Raw genomic sequence first — 19,641 nt, 5'->3', positions numbered from 1 at the left:
AAAGCCCGCAGGTCACAGCAGTGTTGACAGCCGCTGGTCGGGGGCGGGTAACTTCGGCGAAGTCCACCACAGGACGTCGGACCGGGGGCTCTCCGCGGTTGCGTCGGCCACGCTGGGCCATGGGGCGCCGCCGCACAGCGGACGCCACTGGCAGCCAGGTCCAGCATCCGCGACGCGGAACGCGGGGGGAGTGCCGCCCGATCGGCAGGTGCGACCCGGGAAGGGCCCGGACGCCCAGTAGACAACGGCCTCGGTGCCGAGCCGCAGCCAGCGGTTCCCAGGTCGGCCCGAAGGGCGTCCGGGCTCGTCCCGTACCCAAAACAGCACACGGCGACTTGCCTCCAAGGGGCGCTGGGGGCACCCCCAGGCGAAGCTCTGGGGGAGGAACTGCGCGAGAAGAGGCCACCGGCCGGTGGCCGGGAATGGCGGGGTTCGGGCAGGCGGGTTGCCGTAAAGGGGCGCTGGGGGTACCTCCCAGGCGAAGCTCTGGGGGAGGAACTGCGCGAGCAACCGGCCACCGGCCTGCGGCCGGGAACGGCGGGGCTGGGGCAGGCGGGAATCCGAAGGGGCGCGAGGAACTGCGCGACAAGCCACCCCGCGGGGGAAGGTCCCGGGGCGACCCGCGGCCCCGTGGTGGGGGGGACACCCCACAGACACACGCGGTACCTTCACCTTCTGTACGTCTCACAGAGGAAGGCCGCGCCCGTGCGCCTGCGTCCCCCCGATGACCCCGCCGTTCCCTCCGGCGCGGGCCGCGCGGCCCAGCCGGTCGTGGCGCCGGCCGCGGCAGCGGCGCAAGCGGCGGCCCCCCGCCCGTCCCGGCGCGAGCGGTGGACCGCCACAGCCCGCGCGGCAGCGCCCCGCAGCGGCGTCGCCGCCGCCCTCGGCCTGGCCATGGCCGCCGCCTTCCCGCCGTACGGCGTGTGGCCGCTCTCCCTCGTCGCCGTCGCCGGCTTCGCCCTCGTGCTGCGCGACCGCACCGTCAGGCAGGGCGCCTGGCTCGGCTTCGCCTTCGCCTTCCCCTTCTTCCTCTGGCTGCTGGTCTGGCTGCGCTCGGTGATCTGGATCGCCGTGGTGGTCCTGTCGGGCGTCGAGGCGCTCTACCTCGTGCTGATGGCCGCCCTGATGGTCCTCGTGCAGCGGCTGCGCGCCTGGCCGCTGTGGTGCGCCTGCCTGTGGGTGACGCAGGAACTCGTCCGCGACCGGCTCCCGTTCGGCGGCTTCCCCTGGGGCCGCCTCGCGTTCGCCAACACCGCCTCGCCCTTCACCCCGCTCGCGGCCCTCGGCGGCGCCCCCCTCGTCAGCTTCGGCGTCGCCCTCAGCGGCACCCTGCTCGCCGCCGCCCTGCTGCGCGCCCACCGCCTGTACCGCCGCACCGACCCGCGCACCCTGCGTGCCGTCCTGACCGGCGCCGGCGCCCTCGTGCTGTCCGCGGCCGTCTTCTGCGCCGGCCTGTTCGTCCCCGTGCACACCAACGCCGACGGGCACGTGCGGATCGCTGTCGTGCAGGGCAACGTGCAGCAGCCGGGGATGCACTTCCTCGGCCGTCCGATGAAGATCCTCGACAACCACGTGCAGGCCACCCTCAAGCTCGCCGCCGACATCAAGGCCGGCCGGGTGCCCAAGCCGGACATCGTGCTGTGGCCGGAGAACTCCTCCGACCTCGACCCCTTCACCTACCCGCAGGCGTACGACAAGATCACCGAGGCCGTGCAGGCGGTCGGCGTCCCGGTCCTGGTCGGCGCCCTGGTGGACGGCCCGGACAAGGACCACGTGCAGAACGAGGGCATCGTCTGGGACCCGGTCACCGGCCCCGGCGCCCACTACACCAAGCAGCACCCGGTGCCCTTCGGCGAGTACGTGCCCTTCCGCAAGCAGCTCACCAAGATCGTGCCGATGCTCAACGAGATCCCGCGCGACTTCTACCCGGGGAAGACCACCGGCGTGATGCAGATCGGCCCGGCCAGGCTCGGCGACGTCATCTGCTTCGAGGTCGCCTACGACGGCATCGTCCGCGACACCGTCAACGCCGGTGCCCGCGCCATCGTCGTGCAGACCAACAACGCCACCTACGGCCGCACCGGGCAGCCCGAGCAGCAGCTGGCGATGTCCAGGCTGCGGGCGGTGGAGCACGGCCGGGCCGTCGTCACGGCCGCGACCAGCGGGATCAGTGCGATCGTCGCTCCTGATGGGAAGATCGAACAGCGCAGCAAGGAGTTCACGCAACAGGTCATCAGCGCCGACATCCCGCTGCGCGACGAGAAGACCCTCGCCGACCGCGTCGGTGCGGCGCCGGAGTGGACCCTCGCTATGGTGGGGCTCCTGTCCTGCGCGGCCGCCGTCGCGATCGGCAGGTTCGAGCGCACCCGCACGGCGAAAGGGCAGACCCAGCAGTGAACGAGGACGAGCAGCGGAGCTTCGGGCCGCTCGGCAAGGTCCTGGTCATCATCCCGACCTACAACGAGGCCGAGAACGTCGTGCCGATCGTCAAGCGGGTGCGGGCCGCGGTGCCCGAGGCGCACGTGCTGATCGCCGACGACAACAGCCCGGACGGGACCGGCAAGCTCGCCGACGAGCTGGCCGCCGCCGACGAGCAGGTGCACGTGATGCATCGGCGCGGCAAGGAGGGCCTGGGCGCCGCCTACCTCGCCGGCTTCCAGTGGGGCATCGACCACGACTACGGCGTGCTGGTGGAGATGGACGCCGACGGCTCCCACCAGCCCGAGGAACTGCCCCGGCTGCTCACTGCCCTCAAGAGCGCCGACCTCGTGCTGGGCTCGCGCTGGATCCCCGGCGGCCGGGTGGTGAACTGGCCCAAGTCCCGCGAGTTCCTCTCGCGCGGCGGCAGCACCTACTCGCGGCTGATGCTGGACGTGCCGGTCCATGACGTCACCGGCGGCTACCGGGCCTTCCGCCGGGAGACCCTGGAGGGCCTGGGCATGGGCGACGTCGCCTCGGCCGGCTACTGCTTCCAGGTCGACCTCGCCTGGCGCGCGGTGAAGGCGGGCTTCCACGTGGTGGAGGTGCCGATCACCTTCGTGGAGCGGGTGCGCGGGGACAGCAAGATGAGCCGCGGCATCGTGGCGGAGGCGCTGTGGCGGGTGACGGCCTGGGGCGTCGGCTCGCGGGCCGCGCGCTTCACCGGGCGCCGCCCGCTGCCGTAGGGCGAGGGCGCCGAACCCCTCCGGCACGGTGGCCTGTTGCCGGGCGCGGGAGGTCAGCCGAGGATGTTGACGGCTCGCGCCACCACCAGCACCACCGTGGTCAGCGAGACCGCGGACTGCGCCAGCATCAGCGCCTTGGCGGGCCGGGTCACCGGCATGACGTCGGTGGGGCTGAAGGCGGTGGAGTTGGTGAAGGACAGGTAGAAGTAGTCCAGGAACTCGGGTTCCCAGTGCGGGGGCGCGAGTTCGGGCTCCTGCATCTGCACGAAGAGGAAGTCCGGCACGTCCCGCTCGGCGAACGCCCGGGCGGCCGGGCCGCCGCGGTCCCACTCCCAGTAGGCCAGGGCGAAGATCACCACGTTGATCAGCCAGATCTCGCCGCCCGCCACCAGCAGCGCGCCCGCGGTCAAGTGGTCGGTGCCGCGCACCACTTCGGCGACGAGCCGGCCGGCCGAGTAGAGGTTGGCGCCGGCCGTGCACAAGGTGAGCGCGAGGCCGAGCAGCCGGTAGAGCGCGGAACGCCGCACGATCCGGTGCGGGTTGAGCGCGAACAGGCACAGCAGCAGCCCGAACTCCACGGCGGGCATCAGCAGTTGGGGGTGCCCGGCGAGCCGCGGCGGCAGGTGCAGTTGCATCCCGAGCACGGCGAGCACCGACACGGTCGCCGCCCAGCGGGTCTCGCCCCGCGTGACCCGCCGCCACGCGGGCACCAGGTGCTGCTGCCCGGACCGTACGAGGTCCCGGCCGCCCGCGCCGTGCGACTGGGCCAGCAGCGCCTCGATCCGGGCCAGCCGGCTCACCACGGGGTCGGGCGGGGAGCCGCCGCCGGGACGGTCCGCCGCGGTGGGCCCGGTCGTGAACTGCGGGCCCATGGGCTGCCCGTCGGCCGGCTGGGCGGCCGAAGCGGAGGCCCGGGGGTCGCCCGCAGGGGCTGGTGCAGTTGCCGGGGCGGGGATGGGGCGGGCGGTGCGGCCGCTCGTGTCGGGCTCGTCGGGGCTCGCGGCCGGTTCCTCGTGCGTCACGTCCGCCATCGTCGCGGCCGGGCGCCGCCGGGGTCCACCGCGGCAGGCTCCCGTATCCGGGCTTTACCCGGTCTTTGGCACACTTGAGGTATGACCACTCCGCCCACGACGTCCCCGCCGACACCGCCCCCGGTGCGCCCGCGGCCCGCGCGCTCGCGGATGCGCACGGTGCTCCCGCTGGCCGTCGCGGCCTGGGCGGTGCTGGAGATCTGGCTGCTGGTCGAGGTGGCCTCGGCGACCAACGGCTTCGTCGTCCTGCTCTGCATCGTCGCCGGCTTCGTACTCGGCGCCGCAGCCGTCAAGCGGGCCGGGCGCAGCGCCTGGCGGAACCTGACGGCCCAGGTCGCCGCCCAGCAGCAGGGCACGGTGCCGCGGCCGCCGGAGGGCGGCGGGCGCAACGGGCTGGCCATGCTCGGCGGCCTGCTGCTGATCATCCCCGGCTTCCTCTCCGACGCGGTCGGTCTGCTGCTGCTCCTGCCGCCGGTCCGCCGGCTCGCCGGGCGCCTGCTGGACCGCTCGCTGCGCCGCCGCGGGGTCCCGCTCGACTTCCCGCCCGGCGGCCCCATGGGACCCATGGGCGGCCCGACGGGGCCCGGCGGCGGTCCCGGCCGCGGCCCGTCCGGTGACGGCTCCGGTGGCCCCTCCGGGGGCGGCAAGGTCATCCAGGGCGAGGTCGTCGACCGCGACTGAGCCCGGCGCCCCGATTCGCGGCGCCGAGGTGTCGATTCGGGCCCCGTCCCGTTCGTCGGTGCAGTGAAGGGCGCGCGAATGCGCCCTCCGTACGGACCGGTGGCCGCACGCCACCGGCGCGTACCGCGAGGAACCGCGGAGGACCGCGGAGAATGGGGACGACCGAGCCATGGCGCAGTACCTGCTGCTCATCCACGACAACGAGGCCGACTGGGACGCCGCCGACGAGGCGGCCCACCGCGCCCACGACGAGGCGCACGCGGCCTTCGCCCGCGCCCACAAGGACGTCATCACCGCCAGCGCCCACCTGCAGCAGTCCGCGACGGCCACGGTCGTCCGCGAGGACGGCGAGGGCGGCTTCCTGGTGACCGACGGCCCCTACGCCGAGACCAAGGAGGCGCTGGGCGGCTACTACGTCGTGGACGTCCCCGACCTCGACGCCGCCCTCGCCGTCGCCAAACGGCTGCCGTACTTCGGCCGCACGGGTGAGGCCGCGGTCGAGGTCCGGCCGCTGCACTGACAGCTCCTGGCGTCCACCGGGCAGACGGGAAAGGCGGGAAGGGGGGACCGATGGCGAGCGACCGGGCGCGGGCGTCGGCGGCGGACGCCGTCGCGCGGGCGCACCGCACCGAGTGGGCGTTCGTGCTCGCGGCCACCGTGCGGGTCACCCGCGACCTGGATCTCGCCGAGGAGTGCGTCCAGGACGCCTACGCCAAGGCGCTGGTCGCCTGGGCCGGTGCCACGGGGGTGCCGGCCCGCCCCGGCGCCTGGCTCACCACGGCGGCCCGCAATCGGGCGGTGGACCTGATCCGGCGCGACGCCTTCCTGCGCACCGCGCTGCCGCTGCTCGCCGAGGACGAGGCCGGCGCGGGGCCGGAGGACGGCGAGGACATCGCCGACGAGCGGCTGCGGCTGGTCTTCACCTGCTGCCACCCGGCCCTGTCCCGCCCGGCCCAGGTGGCCCTCACCCTGCGGCTGGTGTGCGGGCTGACCACCCCGCAGGTGGCCCGGGCGTTCCTGGTGGGGGAGGCGACGATGGCGGCCCGGATCACCCGGGCGAAGAAGAAGATCGCCGCGGCCCGCATCCCGTACCGCATCCCGGCCGCCGAGGAGCTGCCCGAGCGGATCGGGGCGGTGCTGACGGTGGTGGACCTGCTCTTCACCACCGGCCATGTGGCGCCGGGCGGACCCGACCTGACGCGCCCGGACCTGATCGGCCGCGCCCGGGACCTGGCCCGGATGCTCGTGGAACTGCTGCCCGGCGACGGGGAGGCCGCCGGGCTGCTCGCGCTGGTGCTGCTCACCGACGCCCGGCGGGCGGCCCGGCTGGACGCGCGGGGGCGGGCGGTGCTCCTCGCCGACCAGGACCGTGGTCGCTGGGACGCCGCCGCCGTCGCCGAGGGCCTGGCCCTGGTACGGCGGGCGCTGCGCCGGGGCCGGCCGGGACCCTTCGCGCTGCGGGCGGCCATCGCGGCCGTGCACGCCGAGGCGCCCTCGTGGCAGGAGACGGCTGGCCGCAGATCGTCGGCCTGTACGACCTGCTGCTGCGGCGCCGGCCGGACCCGGTGGCCGCCCTCAACCGGGCGGTCGCGGTGGGTTTCGCCGCCGGTCCGCGGGCCGGGCTCGCCGCCGTGGACGCTCTGGCGGACGAGCCCGCCCTCGCCTGCTACCCGTACTGGGCACTGGCCCGCGGGGAGTTCCTCGAGCGCCTGGGCCGGGTCGCAGAGGCCCGCGCGGCGTACGAGGAGGCGCTGGCGTTCACCGGCAACGAGGTCGAGCGCGCGAGCGTACGGAACCGGATCGCGGGCCTTCCCGGCTGACCGCGGGGAGGGCCGGCCGCGATTAGCAGCGGCGCCCGTGCGGCCGGCCCCGGTGCCTCGGCAGGGCCGTGGACGGCCACTAGGAGCGGACGCGGGCATAGGAAACGGGCTCCCGTGCGGGAACCCGTGGGGGCGTCGGATGGGGTGGGCCCGTCACGCGTCGGGCCCCGCCGGGCCCGCTCCTGTGCGGGCCCGGTGCCTGGGTCAGGCGGTCTTGCGGTTGTCGCGCGGGTGCACCGCGATGTTCATCGCACCGGAGCGCAGGACGGCCAGCCGCTCGGCCAGCACTTCCTCCAGCTCCTCCAAGGTGCGCCGCTCCATCAGCATGTCCCAGTGCGTGCGCGCGGGCTTGGTGGTCTTCTCCTCGGGACCTTCTCCGTCCACCAGGAGTGCGGTCTGGCCGCAGGCGCGGCACTCCCACTCCGGCGGAATCTCTGCCTCGACCGAGAACGGCATCTCAAAGCGATGGCCGTTCCGGCATGCGTACTCCACGGTCTGGCGCGGGGCCAGATCGATGCCGCGGTCGGTCTCGTAGCTGGTGGCCCCGAGTCGCGTGCCGCGGAGAGCTCGCTCACTCATGAATCGTGCCTCCCGGGCTTGGTCGCCCACAGGACAGGTGTCGCTGTCGTCGTCATCCGGTCAACGTCCGGTCGGCGGTGAAGATTCCCGTTCAGGGATGTGCGTCGCCCGTCGTGTCGCCCCTGTGTGTACCCAGCAATCTGCGATTTGTCACATCCGTTCCGGTATGTCACCCGCGGTCGGCGTATCTTTTGCATGCAGTGACCATCAGGTCGCTGGGCCAACCGCGTACACTACCCGCCCGCCGCGCCCAGGAGTAAATCGGGGCCACTGCCGAGGGTTCCGGCGGTTCCCGGTGAAAACGCCCGGGGGCATGAGGAAGCACGGGAAACCCGTGGAAACCCCCGGAAACTCCCGGAACAGCGCGAATCCCGCCGAGGTTGTTCCCCCGCCCGGCGCCCGGTCCGACCCCTGGCGGCGGCCGGGCCGACGTGCCACCATGCGGCCTGCGAAAATGGTTGTGTCAGGGCCAATCAGCGGAAGGTGGACCCACTCGATGCCCCAGTGGACCGCAACGGTGAGCGCGGCGCATCTCGCCCGGCTCCTCGAACCCCGTCCGGTCGCCGATTCCCAAGCCTCCGTGCGCGAGGGCGCCCGGCGGCTGCCCGCCTACCGGGAGCTGGCCGACGGGGTGCGGCTGCTGGTGCTCGAAGGCCGGGTCCAGGTCGCGGCCCGGTTGCCCGCCGAGCGCGAGCTGGCCCTCGCCCTGGGCGTCAGCCGCACCACCGTGGCGGCCGCGTACGAGGCGCTGCGCACCGAGGGCTTCGCCCGCTCCCGGCGCGGCGCCGGCACCTGGACCGCGATCCCCGCGGGCCACATCCAGCCCAGCCGCAGTCTGGAGCCGCTGCCGCCGGACACCGCGGGCTCCGTGATCGACCTCGGCTGCGCCGCGCTGCCCGCGCCCGAGCCCTGGCTCACCCGGGCCATGCAGGCGGCCCTCGCCGACCTGCCCGCCTACGCCGCCACCCACGGCGACTTCCCGGCCGGGCTGCCCGTGCTGCGCGAGGCCATCGCCGACCGCTACACCGCGCGCGGGGTGCCCACCATGCCCGAGCAGATCATGGTGACCACCGGCGCGATGGGCGGCATCGCCGCGGCCACCCGCCGGCTGGTCGGCGTCGGCGAGCGGGTCGCGGTGGAGTCGCCGAGCTACGGCAACGTCCTGGAGCTGTTCCGCGAGACCGGCTCCCGGCTGGTCCCGGTCGCCCTCAGGGACGGCCTGGGCGGCTGGGACATGCCCGCCTGGCGCCGGGTGCTGCGCGACGCGGCCCCGCGGATGGCGTACGTCCAGCCGGACTTCCACAACCCGACCGGCACCCTCGTCGGCGAGGAACAGCGGCGGGCGCTGGTGGCGGCCGCGCGGGCGGCCGGCACCGTGGTCGTGGTGGACGAGTCCATGGCCGAACTCACCCTGGACGGCGAGGAGTCGGGGCCGCGCCCGATGGCCGCCTTCGACCACGGCGGCACCGTGATGTCGGTCGGTTCGGCGAGCAAGGCGATCTGGGCGGGCCTGCGGATCGGCTGGGTGCGCACCACCCCCGACCTCGTGCGCCGCCTGGTCGCCGCCCGCGCCTACCTCGACCTCGCCTCCCCGGTGGTCGACCAACTCGCCCTGGCCTGGCTGCTGCGCGGCGGGAACTGGGAGCAGGCGCTGGCCGCCCGCCGGCAGCGGGCCCGCGAGTGCCGGGACGACCTGGTGGCCGCGCTGCGCGCCCATGTGCCCGAGTGGAGCTTCTCGGTGCCGCGCGGCGGCATGACGATGTGGGTGCGCACCGGCGGCGTCTCCGGCTCCCGGGTGGCCGTGGCGGGCGAGCGGCTCGGCGTGCGGGTCCCCTCGGGGCCGCGCTTCGGCGTGGACGGCGCCTTCGAGTCCTACGTGCGGGTCCCCTTCACGGTCAGCGGCGCCGCCGCCGAGGAGGCCGCCGCCCGCCTCGCCCAGGCCGCCGACCTCGTCCGCAACGGCGCCGGGGCCGACGGGGAGCCGGTGGGACTGTTCGTGGCATAGGCGAGCGGTAGAGGGAGCAGCGGGAGGCAGCTGCGCCGGGCCGTGGCAGCCGGCTCGCGTACGGGGTCACGCCGGTTGCCGTTGCCGCGCGGGCCGGGCCGTTGCTTTTTCGGGCGGCCCGCGGCCGGTTCCCTGACGGACCCGCGCCCGTGCAGTGCGGATCCGTGCCCGCACCTGAGCCGTACGGCCTGGTGTCCGTGCTGCTGCAACTCAGGCCGGTGCGTACCCGGGCGGCCCGCGGCCGATCCCCGGATGGGCCGCGCCTGTGACGTACGGACCCGTCCGTACCCGTGCCGCTGCCGTACGCGCCCGTACGGACCCGTGTGCCGCTTGCCGTGGCGCGGCCCCCGTTCCCGGTGGGGGAGCGGGGGCCGCAGCCGTGGCGTCCGGAGCCCAACGGGCGTGGGGCGGGGTCAGCCGAGTTCGAGGTCGGCGACGGTCCGCACCACCGCCTCCTTGCCCAGTGCCACCGCCTCGGGCAGCTGCTCCCCGGCTTCCCTGCCGTCCGTGCCCCCCTTGGCCTCCTTGGCCTCCTTGGCCTCCTTGGCTTCGGCCGCCTCCGCCTCCTGCGCCGCCTTGCGGGCCTCGTCCGTGAGGTCGTCCATCGCCGTGCCCGTGGGCGGCAGCAGGGCCAGGACGGCGGCGCGCTCGGCGGCGGGCGTCTCCTCGTCGAAGGGGTCGGGCGTGGCCGGCACCTGGAGCCGCAGCACCGGGCCGGTGCCGAGCCGCGCGTAGCCGCGTCCGGGCGGCACGTCTGCGGCCGGGGTGGTGCGCTGGGGGGCGCCCAGGACGGCCTGCACGTGCTCGGGGGCGAGCGGGCCGAGCACGATCCGGGCCCTGGTCTGCGCGATGACCACGGGCGCGAGGGTCTCGGTGGCGTCGAGCTGGTCGGCGACGGCGACCGCCACGTTCGCCGCCCGGCCGTGCCGCAGCGGGACGTCGAGCAGCGCCTGCGGGTCCGGGCGGCCCTCGGCCAGGGCGAGCTGGGTGAGCGCGGTGGGCCGGTCGACCAGGATCCACAGCGGCCGGCGGACGTCCTCGGCCACCGGGTTGCCCGCCTGCCGGGCCCGGTTGACGGCGATCAGCCGCCGCTCGGTCTCGTGCGCCGCCCACTCCAGGGTCGCCGAGGCGCCCAGCAGCCCGTCCTCCACCGCGAGCACCCCGGGCCGCCCGGCCAGGCACGCGTACTCGCCGGTGCCGCTGCCGTCGACGACCACGATGTCCCCGTGCACCAGGCCCTGCAGGGCGATCGAGCGCAGCAGGCTGGTGGTCCCGGTGCCGGGCTGGCCGAGCGCCAGCAGGTGCGGCTCGGTGGAGCGCGGCCCGGTGCGCCACACCACCGGCGGCGCGTCCCTGACCACCGCGCCGCCCTCGGCGCCCGAGCCGGCCGCCTCGCCCCCGCCGTCGGCGGGCACCGTGACCGGGACGGTGCGCTGCACCGCGTCGGCGTCGGTGAAGCCGAGCACGGTCTCGCCCGGAGAAGTGACGAACCGCTGCGCGACGATGTCCGTCGGCAGCGGCGGCAGGGCGGTGAGGGTGAGGTGGTTCTCCTCCTCGTTCCAGTCGAAGCGGTACTCGCGGCCGCGGCCCGCCTTGGCGTGCAGCAGTTGCTCGACCCGGGCCCTGGAGTCCGCCTCGCCGTCGGTGAAGTAGGCCGGATACCGCAGGTGCAGCCGCACCAGCCGGCCGTCCTGGAACTCGTAGGAGCTGAAGGCGCGCTCCCAGCCGCCGTCGTGGGCGTAGAGCGGGGCGGGATCACCGGCGTCCGACAGATAGGGCACCAGGGCCTCGTAGAGCGACTGCAGCCGCACCTCCTCGGCCTCGCTCGGGCCGCCCGGCGCCGCTGTGGTGCGGTCCCGGCCCGCCCAGGCCGCCGAGGCCACCAGCGCGGCGACCGCGATGATCGGCCCGTAGGGCATCATCGCGACGACCACCACGGCCGCGGCGGCCAGCAGCAGGGCGGGCATCCGGCGGTCCTTGGGGGTGCGGCCCCACCAGGCGCCGGCCCAGGCGGCCTGCCGGCGCATGCCGCGGGCGATGGTGATGACCGGGTGGAGCACGTCGCCGGCGCCGTCGGCGGCGGTGCGGGCGAGCTCGCGGCCGCGGGCGAGCGAGGGGCGGCTGCTCAGGATGCTGGGAAGGGGACGCCTGGCCACGGGTGCTCCATGGGGTGTTTCGGGTGTGGGGGGACGGGTGCGCGGCCGGCGGGGACGGCCGGTGGCGCGCGTGCGGCGGGCGGGGCTCGTCGGACGGGCACGGGCCCGGGAGCGGTGCGACCGCTGCCAGGCCCGTGCGGGTGGGGCAGGAGTGGCCGGCGCGGGGTACGGCCTAGATCTTGAGCCCGCCGATCAGGCTGGCCAGGCTCGCGCCGCCGGCGGTGATGCTCGGTGCGATGGCGGTGCCCGCGAGGTAGAACCCGAAGAGCGAGCAGACCACTCCGTGGGACACCTTCAGGCCGTCCTTGCGGAAGAACAGGAAGCAGATGACGCCGAGCAGGACGACGCCGGAGATGGAAAGGATCATGGGGCTCTTCTCCTGAGGTGATGGGGACGGTCACCATGAGTTCTTCCAGGCTCACAAGAAGTAATAGATCGCGCACGGCGGCAAAAGGGTGATTTGTAGAGAATTTCCACTACCTGGGTGAGTTCGGACCGGCGGTGCGGCGGGGCTCGCGCCCATCGCGGGGCGGATGTGCGGGGTGGACCCCGGGGCCGGTCGAGCTTCGGTGAGGGGGCTCGGCCGGCGCGCGGACGCCGGGGCAACCGTCCGCACCGGAGGCTCGCTTCGCCCGATCGGGTGACGAAGGGGCGGCGGGGTGACGCAGGGTGCCGGCCGGCGGGTCCGGCAGGATGGGCGGGTGCAGCTGACCCCGATCACCTGGCCCAGACTCGCCGACGCGCTCGCCGAGCGGATCGCCCGCGGTCCCGCCCCCGGCCCCTGGTGGCGGGTGGCCGTCGACGGCGCGCCCGCCGCGAACCCCGCCGGCCTCGCCGACGCCCTGGCCGAGGCGCTGCCCCCGCTCGGCCACCCGGTGCTGCGGGTGAGCGCCCCCTCTTTCTGGCGGTCCGCCTCGCTCCGGCTGGAGTACGGCCACGAGGACGTCGACGCCTACTACCAGCTGTGGCTCGACACCGGGGCGCTGCGCCGCGAGGTGCTCGACCCGCTCGGCCCCGGCGGCACCGGCCGCGCCCTGCCCTCCCTGCGCGACCCCGCCACCGACCGCTCCACCCGGGCCGGCTACGTCGAACTGCCACCCGGCGGTGTCCTGGTGCTGGACGGCCCGCTGCTGCTCGGCCAGGGGCTGCCGCTCGACCTCACCGTGCACCTGCGGCTCTCCCCGGCCGCCTTGCGCCGCCGCACCCCCGAGGCCGAGCACTGGACCCTGCCGGCGTACGCGCGCTACGCCGAGGAGGTCCTCCCCGAGGAGACCGCCGACGTCCTGGTCCGCGCCGACGACCCCCGCCACCCCGCCTGGACCGGCTGACCGCTCCCATGCGTGCGGCCGGGGCACCGGCCGGTCGGACGATCCGCCCGGTGGATCCGGGCCGATCCGGTGCGTACGGCCTGGACGACCCGTGCGGTGTGTCCGGCCGATCCCGTGCGTGCGGCCGGGACGCCGGCCGGCCCGGAGGACCCGCCCGGTGTGTCCGGGCCGATCCCGTGCGTGCGGCCGGGGGGCGTGCGCGCAGGATCGCACAGCCGGGCGGTCGGCCGCCGTCCATGCGGCTGCCACCGGTGCGGGGCCCGGGCGGGCGGCTGCCCGCCTTCGTACGGGGTTCCGGCGTGCACGCAAGGCGGCCCCTTGACCGCCGTGAACCGCCCTTGGGGGAGCGGCATTTGGGGGTGCTTCGCGGGGCACGTCCCGAGCTGTACCCCGGAGCGGCGGGGCTCGCCTTGCCCTCGGGGCAGGAGCGGCACTAGCGTCCACGAGCACCATGACTGTCGCCACCGCGCCGCTGACCTCCGAGCACATACCCCTTGCCGCGCAGCGCTACGACCGCTGGTTCGCCCGTGCCCGGCGGCCCCCCTCGCAGCGGTCCTGGCTCGCCGACGGCCCGGTGCGCGGCGACGAACTGCTCGGCAAGCTCCAGCACACCCCGGGACTGGAGGCGTGCCGCGCCCTCGACGGCGACGGCGCCCTGATCGGCCACCTCGCGGCGGTGCCCCAGGACCTGCGCCCCGACGACCCCGCGGCCCTGCGCAGCCACCCCCGCTCCGCCCTCGTCCCGCACGGCGGCCACGCGCTGCCGTCCGGCCGGGAGAGCGAGGTGCTGCGCTCGCTGTACGTCCGCGTCGCCGAACGGCTCGTCGCCGACCGCCGGTTGGTGCACTACGCCGATGTCCCCGCGGGCGAGGCCGCCACTGCCCCCTGGTGCGACCTCGGCTTCGGCCGCGAGCGGGTGTACGGGCTGATGGCCGTCAAGGCGCGCGGCCGCCAGCCGCGCGGCGTCGAAGGGCTCGCCATCCGCCGCGCGGGCCCCGGCGACCTGCCGCAGATCGGCCGGATGGCCGCGGAGTCCGCCCGGCGGCAGCGCGGCACCGCTACCTTCCAGCCGCAGCCCGAGCAGGCCCTTGCCGCGCTGCGCGTGCACTACGCCGACGCGCTCGCCGACTCCCGCTGCGGCGCCTGGATCGCGCTGCGCCGGGGCGAGGAGATCGGCATGGTCGTGCTGGTGCCGGCCCAGCCCGACCCGGTCACCCCCGCCTCCTGCGTCGAGCTCGCCGAGGCGTACGTCGAGCCCGCCCACCGGGGCGAGGGCATCAGCCGGGTGCTGCTGGCCACGGGCCTGGCCTGGGCGTTCGACAACGGCCACCGCTACATGTCGGCCAACTGGCCCTCGGCCTCCCCGCTGGCCGCCGGGCACTTCCCGGCGATCGGCTTCCGCCCCGTCGCCTACCGCCTCTCCCGCACCCTCGACTCCCGCCTGACGGGCCCGCCCGGCACGTACTAGCCGGCACGTACCAGCACGCCCTAGGAGGCCGGCCCGGTGGCCGGGGGGAGGGTGGCGCGGGTGAGGGTCGCGGCGGTCGCGACGATGCCGGCGACGGCGTCCTCCGGGTCGAGGCCGTAGAGGTCGGTGAGGGTGAAGAGCGCCTCGGGGCTGACCACCACGGCGAGGCCCCGCCTGAGCTGTTCGAGTACGGCGGGCTCGACGGTTCCGTTCTCCTCCTCGGGGGCGAGCGCGTGGTCGATCAGCCCGAAGCGCAGGCCGGGGCGGGCGGACGGCGCGGGGCGGGCGATGGTCCCGGCGATCATGGCGCGCACCACGCCCTGCCGGGTCAGCACGTGGCGCAGCAAGAACTCGGCCGCCGCGGCGACGCGTTCGACCGGGTCCGCGCAGTGCGCGATCGAGGCGAGCGCTTCGTCCGGGCCCGGCAGCTGGCCGGCGATGGCCTCGCGGAGCAGGCTGACGAGGTCGGGGAAGTAGCGGTAGGCGGTGGCCTCGGAGACGAGGGCCGCGGCGGCGATGTCGGACATGCTGACGTCGCGGCCGGTCCTGCTGAGGTCGGCCGCGGCCTGCACGATCGCCCGGCGCGTGCGCAGCTTCTGGTTGGCGCGGCCGGTCATGGCGGTGGGCGCGGGCGCGTCGGGCCACCCGGAGGGCGGGACCGGTGGCGCCGACCGGACCGATGGGGCCGACGGGCGCGAGGGGTCCGAGGGCGACGGCTCGGCCGAGGGTGACGCGGCCGGCCGGACGGGCGGGGCCCAGGAGCCCTGCCGGGCGGACGGGGACGGTGTCGACGGGGGCATGGGTCCACCTTTCGGTCTGCGCTGCTCGGCAGCGCCCACCCCCCCCGCGCCGGGCCCTGACGGCTCCGGCGCACGGGGTGGAAGGGGTGTTCGTCGGGACTGCGGGTGGGTCAGGCGGCCTCGGGCTTCACCACGGTGGTGGCGAAGTCGCCGATGGCACCCAGGGTCCGGCCCAGCTGCTCGATGTGCGGGAGGTGCCCGGCCTCGGCGATCGGGGTGAAGTGGCCGTTGGCGAAGGACTTCGCGTAGCCGCGGCCGTAGGCCGTGGAGGCGATGCCGTCCTCCTCGCCCCAGGCGACCAGCACCGGCACGGTGACGCGGTGCAGCCGGCGGCGCAGCTTGGGGTCGTGGGTGAAGTGCTCGCCCCCGTAGACCGCCAGCGTCCGCATGTTGGCGGCGCCCTGTGCGCGCTGCTCGTCGGTGAGGCTGGAGAAGTCCGGCCGGAAGGCCGCGTTGGCGAAGGACAGCTGGGTGATCTCGGCCGGGGCGAGTGAGCGGGTGTCGACGGCCGCGTTCTGCTTGTTGACCGCGTGGATGCCCAGGGCGTTGAGCAGGGTGACGCTGCCGATGGTGCACTTGGTGTCGCGCAGGGCCATCTCGGAGGCGATCCAGCCGCCCAGCGAGTTGCCGATCACCATGACCTCGGTCAGGCCGAGGACGTCCAGCAGGTCGAGGTAGGCGGTCGCGAGGTCGGCCGGCGAGTCGACCCAATCGGGGCGGGGCGTGCCGTCGAAGCCCGGGTGGGTCGGGATCACGGTGTACGCGTGCTCGGTCAGCGCGTTCGCCAGGCCGGCCATCGTCCGCGGGCCCGCGCCGCCGTGCAGCAGCAGGAAGCCGTTGCCCGAGGTGGTGCTCCCGCGCTCCTCGATGGTGACGGACAGGCCGTTCGGGAGGTCGACGGTGCGGGTGGTGGGGGTGACGGGGGTGGTCATTGCTGCGCCTTTTCCTTCGTCGTGAGATCTGACTCTCATGAATATAGAGGCCTCGCGCTCTTCGTGCAAGTGAAGTCTCACGACGAGAATCATCTGTCGCCGAGGCCGTATCGGGCAATTCCTTCCGTATGTCATCGAATGGGGACGCGGTGAGAGGGATCACAGGACCCGCACGATGAGTCGTGGGCCCCTCACGTGGAGCCAGTGAGGCGGAGCTGTGTGTGACGCCATGCCCCTGTTTTCTCGGCGGAGAGTGAGGGGGCCGTGCGTACCGTGCGCACTCCGGCGCGGAGGGTGGCCGGCGCGCTCGGGTGTGCTGAAAAAGGAGGTTTGCGGAGGGCGCGGGGGTGCGCCTAGGTTCCGATTGCCGCGGGCCGAGCACGGCCCGCACCCGCCGGGCGGGCCGCCGAATCCTGCCGCCGCCCGGTCCCGGGGTCAGCCGAACCGACCGACGGCAGGAGCGGGGGAACCAGGTAAGCCGCCGTCCGCAGCCACGCTGCGGGCGGCTTGGGGTGAAGTCGCGCCGCGACCAGGCATCTCCTGCCCGAACCCGACAGCTCACCTCGCAGGCGCAGGAGAGGACATCCGCCATGCCCGGAACCGGCCAGCACCGCAAGGCCAAGCCCCGCACCCGCCGCCTGACCCGCCTGTACGCCGCCGCCGGAACCGGTGGCGCCGCCCTCGCCCTGCCGCTGATCGGCGCCGTGCACGCCTCCGCCGCCACGCCGGTCGTGCCCGCGCCCGCGACGACCGCCACCTACAAGGTGGTCAAGGGCGACACCCTCGCCGGCATCGCCGCCGCCCACCACGTCAGCGGCGGCTGGAAGGCCCTGTACGCCGCGAACCGGTCCGTGATCGGTGCCGACCCCGGCCTGATCCACCCCGGCCAGACGCTCGCCCTCAAGGCGGCGCCGGCCGCGAAGCCCGCCGCCCGGCCCGCCGCGGCCACCACTGCCGCCGGCGGCTGGATGAAGCCGGTCGGCAACGCCGCCATCGGCACCGGCTACAAGGCGTCCGGTTCGCTGTGGTCCAGCGGCTCCCACACCGGCGTCGACTTCCTCGTGGGCAGCGGCACCCCCGTGCACGCGGTCGCCGCGGGCACCGTGGTCTCGGCCGGCTGGGACGGCGCCTACGGCAACGACGTGATCATCAAGCACGCCGACGGCAAGTACACCCTCTACGGCCACCTCACCCAGCCGCTGGTCGCGGCCGGTCAGGCGGTGACCGAGGGCCAGGAGATCGGCATCTCCGGCGCCACCGGCAACGTCACCGGCCCGCACCTGCACTTCGAGGTGCGCACCACGCCGTACTACGGCTCGGACATCGACCCCGTCGCCTACATGGCCTCGCACGGCATCACCATCTGACGCCGCCCGCACGGGCCCCGGCCCTCTTCCGGCCGGGCCTGCACACCGGCACAGCGGTGCCCGCCCGGTCCCCCCACCGGGCGGGCACCGTTCGCGTCCGAGTCGGGTTGCTCTGGCGCGTGCCCGGAGCGTTCAGGTGAGAGGCGTGTCCGCCAGGCCCAGCCGGATGGCCTGCTCGACGGGGGAGTAGGCGCCGTCCGGGCGTTCCAGGGCGATCTGCTCGGCGGGGTGCAGCGGGGGCTGGGCCATGAAGCGGGGACGGGTGCCGTGGTGCGGCTGCGCGGCGTGCACCAGGAAGGGGTGGCACAGGAACACGTCGCCGGGGCTGCCGGTGGCCAGGGCCACCGGGCGGTGCGCGCTGGCCTCGTCCACCTCGCGGGCGAAGGTGAAGATGCTGGCGCCGCGTTCGCCGTAGGGGACGAGGACCGGCGGGACGTCCAGGTGCGAGCCGACGCGGATGCGGGTGGGCGCGTCCTGCTCGCCGACCTCCGTGAAGAGGAAGAGCATCAGCAGCACCCGGTCGCGCGAGCGCACGTTCGTGAAGTGCTGGGTGCCGCCGGGCAACAGGTAACTGGCCTCGATGTGCCAGCCGGCGTCGTCGGGCTCCTCCTCGTGCGGGAAGCGCAAGGGGAACGAGCCGAGCGAACGGCGCGGCGCCCACCGCCCGGGTCCGACCAGCAGATCGAACGCGGCATGCAGCGCCGGGCTGTTGACGGCCCGCTCGAACGGCGGCTGCGCCATGTCGCCGACCCAGTGCACCGGTTGCGTCCAGGTCACCGGGTCCTGCGGGTCACAGCCGGTCCGCTCCCACAGCAGCCGCGCGCACTCCCGCGCGGTGCCGCCGTCGACGGCGCCCGCCAGCTTCACGAACCCGTCCCGCACGAACTGCTCGGCGAGACCGTCGTGTTCGGCCGCCTGCTGCTCCGTCGCACGTTCCGCCATCCCGCGATCATGCCCACGACCCCGCCCCGGCCGCCACTGCTTTTCCGCGGGCCCGTGCGGGGCGCTCCTGAGCGGGACGCTTCCCGGTGGACGGCGGGCTCAGTGGGACGCGGGAAGCGGGAAGCGGGAAGCCGGCGGTCGGCAACCGGCTTCGGGTATCCGGCAGCGGCTGCGCCGAGTCGGGTCAGGCGGCCGGCTGCGGGCTGGTGGCCAGGGCGTGGCGGAGGAAGGCCTGGTTGTCCGGGGTCTGGCGGAGGCGGTCGAGGAGGGTCTCCATGGCGGTGTGCGGGTCGCGCGTGGCCAGCGCCCGGCGCAGGGCGCGCTGCGCGGCCAGCTCCTCGCGGGACTGCAGGAGTTCCTCGCGCCGGGTGCCCGAGGCGGTGATGTCGATCGCGGGGAAGAGGCGGCGCTCGGCGAGCGAGCGGTCGAGGTGGAGCTCCATGTTGCCGGTGCCCTTGAGCTCCTCGTAGTAGAAGTCGTCGGCGCGTGAGCCGGTGTCGACCAGGGCGGTGGCGAGGATGGTCAGCGAGCCGCCCTCCTCGGTGTTGCGGGCCGCGCCGAACAGGCGCTTGGGGCCGAGCAGCGCCCCGGCGTCCACGCCGCCGGAAAGAGTGCGGCCGGTGCCGGTGCCGGCGGTGTTGTGGGCGCGGCACAGCCGGGTGAGGGAGTCCATCAGGATCACCACGTCCCGGCCCTGCTCGACCATCCGCCGGGCCCGCTCGACGGCGAGTTCGGCGACCGCGATGTGCTGCTTGGCGGGCTGGTCGAAGGTGGAGGAGACCACCTCGCCGCGCACGTGCGCCCGCATGTCGGTGACCTCCTCGGGCCGCTCGTCCAGGAGCAGCACCATCAGGTGGGCCTCGGGGTGGTTGGCGGAGACGGCGGCCGCGATGCCCTGGAGCAGGATCGTCTTGCCCGCCTTGGGCGGGGCGACGATCAGGCCGCGCTGGCCCTTGCCGATCGGCGCCATCAGGTCGATGACGCGGCCGGCCGCGGCGGCGGGGCCGCGCAGCAGCGGGCTCTCCAGGCGCAGCCGCCGGTCGGGGTGGAGGGGGGTGAGGTCGGCGAAGCGGGGCCGGGAGCGCTCCGGCGGCAGGCCGTTGAGGAGCAGGACCTCGCCGAGGGTGCCGCCCTTGGCGGCCGTGCCCTCCACCAGGTCGCCCTTGCGCAGGCCGTGCGCGCGCATCAGCGCCTGCGGGACAGTCGGATCGCCGGGGGCGGGCAGCAGCGTGGGGCCGACGAGCCGGCCCTGGCCGCCGCGCCCGGGGTCGAGCACGCCGGCCACCCGCTGCGGCAACTCCTGCCGTACGGCGGGTCGTTCGAGAGTGTCGGTCATGGATGGTCGTCCTTTCGCGGACGTACGGTGCG

The 19,641-nt window shown here is 75.0% G+C and carries 16 protein-coding genes, 1 pseudogene and 1 riboswitch; of the genes and pseudogenes, 9 read left to right on the top strand and 8 right to left on the bottom strand.

The genetic code is table 11. The features are described from left to right. Positions 1-705: 705 nt before the first annotated feature. Both lnt and BLR33_RS29820 read left to right on the top strand, forming a co-directional pair. Entirely contained in the window at positions 706-2,397 is a 1,692-nt protein-coding gene (gene lnt / locus BLR33_RS29825) for an apolipoprotein N-acyltransferase (protein ID WP_245771752.1), read from the top strand. Next, positions 2,394-3,164, top strand: coding sequence for a polyprenol monophosphomannose synthase (locus BLR33_RS29820; RefSeq protein ID WP_093787762.1), 771 nt, complete (start codon positions 2,394-2,396; stop codon positions 3,162-3,164). The genes lnt and BLR33_RS29820 overlap by 4 nt, the downstream gene beginning before the upstream one ends. Before the next feature lie 53 nt (positions 3,165-3,217). Here BLR33_RS29820 and BLR33_RS29815 read toward each other — a convergent pair whose 3' ends face one another. Then, positions 3,218-4,186: a hypothetical protein gene (locus BLR33_RS29815; protein WP_245771751.1), complete on the bottom strand. Its 969-nt coding sequence runs from the start codon at positions 4,184-4,186 to the stop codon at positions 3,218-3,220. Between the two features lie 90 nt (positions 4,187-4,276). Between BLR33_RS29815 and fxsA the strand changes: the two genes are divergently transcribed. The 3 genes and pseudogenes from fxsA (at position 4,277) to BLR33_RS37205 (ending at position 6,696) form a co-directional block, all read left to right on the top strand. Beyond that, the gene (gene fxsA, locus BLR33_RS29810) at positions 4,277-4,876 is read left to right on the top strand and encodes an FxsA family membrane protein (RefSeq protein WP_093787761.1); all 600 of its coding nucleotides are present in this window, start codon (positions 4,277-4,279) and stop codon (positions 4,874-4,876) included. Positions 4,877-5,045: 169 nt separating this feature from the next. Further along, positions 5,046-5,396 (top strand): YciI family protein, encoded by a 351-nt coding sequence (locus BLR33_RS29805; RefSeq protein ID WP_093787760.1) that lies wholly within the window; start codon positions 5,046-5,048, stop codon positions 5,394-5,396. 50 nt (positions 5,397-5,446) lie between these two features. Next, positions 5,447-6,696 (top strand): annotated as a pseudogene (locus BLR33_RS37205) (RNA polymerase sigma factor). 204 nt (positions 6,697-6,900) lie between these two features. Here the strand turns inward: BLR33_RS37205 and BLR33_RS29795 are convergent. Next, the gene (locus tag BLR33_RS29795; protein ID WP_031517570.1) at positions 6,901-7,275 is read right to left on the bottom strand and encodes an RNA polymerase-binding protein RbpA; all 375 of its coding nucleotides are present in this window, start codon (positions 7,273-7,275) and stop codon (positions 6,901-6,903) included. A gap of 496 nt (positions 7,276-7,771) precedes the next feature. Here BLR33_RS29795 and yczR point away from each other — a divergent pair, with 496 nt between their 5' ends. Beyond that, entirely contained in the window at positions 7,772-9,280 is a 1,509-nt protein-coding gene (gene yczR, locus BLR33_RS29790) for a MocR-like transcription factor YczR (RefSeq protein WP_093787759.1), read from the top strand. Positions 9,281-9,693: 413 nt separating this feature from the next. Here the strand turns inward: yczR and BLR33_RS29785 are convergent, their stop codons facing one another. Beyond that, positions 9,694-11,436 carry a hypothetical protein gene (locus BLR33_RS29785; protein WP_093787758.1) on the bottom strand — a complete coding sequence of 581 codons (1,743 nt, stop codon included), beginning with the start codon at positions 11,434-11,436 and terminating at the stop codon, positions 9,694-9,696. Between the two features lie 172 nt (positions 11,437-11,608). Continuing rightward, positions 11,609-11,803, bottom strand: coding sequence for a hypothetical protein (locus BLR33_RS29780; protein ID WP_093787757.1), 195 nt, complete (start codon positions 11,801-11,803; stop codon positions 11,609-11,611). 334 nt (positions 11,804-12,137) lie between these two features. Between BLR33_RS29780 and BLR33_RS29775 the strand changes: the two genes are divergently transcribed. Together BLR33_RS29775 and BLR33_RS29770 are read left to right on the top strand one after the other, a co-directional pair. Continuing rightward, complete coding sequence (locus tag BLR33_RS29775; protein WP_093787756.1) at positions 12,138-12,764, top strand: nucleoside/nucleotide kinase family protein; 627 nt, start codon at positions 12,138-12,140, stop codon at positions 12,762-12,764. A gap of 451 nt (positions 12,765-13,215) precedes the next feature. Further along, a complete protein-coding gene (locus BLR33_RS29770; RefSeq protein WP_093787755.1) occupies positions 13,216-14,232 on the top strand; it encodes a GNAT family N-acetyltransferase in 1,017 nt (338 codons plus the stop codon). A 20-nt stretch (positions 14,233-14,252) separates the two neighbouring features. Here the strand turns inward: BLR33_RS29770 and BLR33_RS29765 are convergent, their stop codons facing one another. Further along, positions 14,253-14,849, bottom strand: coding sequence for a TetR/AcrR family transcriptional regulator (locus BLR33_RS29765; protein ID WP_093787754.1), 597 nt, complete (start codon positions 14,847-14,849; stop codon positions 14,253-14,255). 293 nt (positions 14,850-15,142) lie between these two features. Continuing rightward, the gene (locus BLR33_RS29760; protein WP_093787753.1) at positions 15,143-15,964 is read right to left on the bottom strand and encodes an alpha/beta fold hydrolase; all 822 of its coding nucleotides are present in this window, start codon (positions 15,962-15,964) and stop codon (positions 15,143-15,145) included. A gap of 427 nt (positions 15,965-16,391) precedes the next feature. Beyond that, positions 16,392-16,549: riboswitch (cyclic di-AMP (ydaO/yuaA leader) on the top strand. Positions 16,550-16,554: 5 nt separating this feature from the next. Here BLR33_RS29760 and BLR33_RS29755 point away from each other — a divergent pair. Next, on the top strand, positions 16,555-17,331 hold the full coding sequence (locus BLR33_RS29755) for a M23 family metallopeptidase (protein WP_093787752.1): 777 nt from the start codon (positions 16,555-16,557) through the stop codon (positions 17,329-17,331). 132 nt (positions 17,332-17,463) lie between these two features. Here BLR33_RS29755 and BLR33_RS29750 read toward each other — a convergent pair whose 3' ends face one another. Both BLR33_RS29750 and rho read right to left on the bottom strand, forming a co-directional pair. Next, complete coding sequence (locus BLR33_RS29750; protein WP_093787751.1) at positions 17,464-18,273, bottom strand: phytanoyl-CoA dioxygenase family protein; 810 nt, start codon at positions 18,271-18,273, stop codon at positions 17,464-17,466. 184 nt (positions 18,274-18,457) lie between these two features. Beyond that, the gene (gene rho, locus BLR33_RS29745; protein WP_093787750.1) at positions 18,458-19,609 is read right to left on the bottom strand and encodes a transcription termination factor Rho; all 1,152 of its coding nucleotides are present in this window, start codon (positions 19,607-19,609) and stop codon (positions 18,458-18,460) included. Positions 19,610-19,641 lie beyond the last annotated feature (32 nt).

Origin of the sequence: Actinacidiphila guanduensis (genome assembly GCF_900103985.1) — a bacterium.
GTDB classification, from domain to species: Bacteria; Actinomycetota; Actinomycetes; order Streptomycetales; family Streptomycetaceae; genus Actinacidiphila; species Actinacidiphila guanduensis.
The sequence above is the reverse complement of the archived record's forward strand: the minus strand, read 5'-3'. Positions and strand labels throughout refer to the sequence as shown.